The organism is Pauljensenia sp. UMB6358 (genome assembly GCF_030216865.1).
In the GTDB taxonomy this organism is placed as follows: domain Bacteria; phylum Actinomycetota; class Actinomycetes; order Actinomycetales; family Actinomycetaceae; genus Pauljensenia; species Pauljensenia turicensis_A.
In genome coordinates, this window is sequence record NZ_JASOMS010000044.1 from 1 (window position 1) to 422 (window position 422).

General features: G+C 55.5%; 1 protein-coding gene. It reads left to right on the forward strand.

All coding sequences use genetic code 11. The features are described 5' to 3' along the window. A partial coding sequence (locus QP381_RS08550) for a hypothetical protein (protein WP_285068508.1) occupies positions 1-422 on the forward strand: 422 nt, incomplete at both ends.

Here is a 422-nt window from a genome sequence, read left to right on the forward strand (position 1 = left end):
GGAATTACGTCCTTGGGGGACTGCCGCCTGGCTGATTGAGTCCGGGCAGGTTCGCGGGGGCGGCATTATCACTGAGCTTGATGATGAGTCCCCTAACCTGAAGGTTGAGACGGTGGGCGTGTCTGCCTACCCGAAGGGAATGGCCTGGACTGACAGTAAACGGGATTATGTTTCCGCTGACGTTTTGGACGTGTATCGGGAACTTTGGGGCGTGCTCCAGTCTAAACCGGACGGTAACCTGAACGTCACTTTTTCCCCTATGAAAGCCGGGGTGACTATTGGGAAGCCTGGTCGAGTAGAGAAAAAACGCCGCCTAATTAAAGGCGGCACGCGCACCGAAACCTACAAGGTAAACACTAGTAGTTCTAATGCGGAGGCGGAACGGCAAAGACTCGTTGCCGTTGCCCGCTCTTGGATAGGGG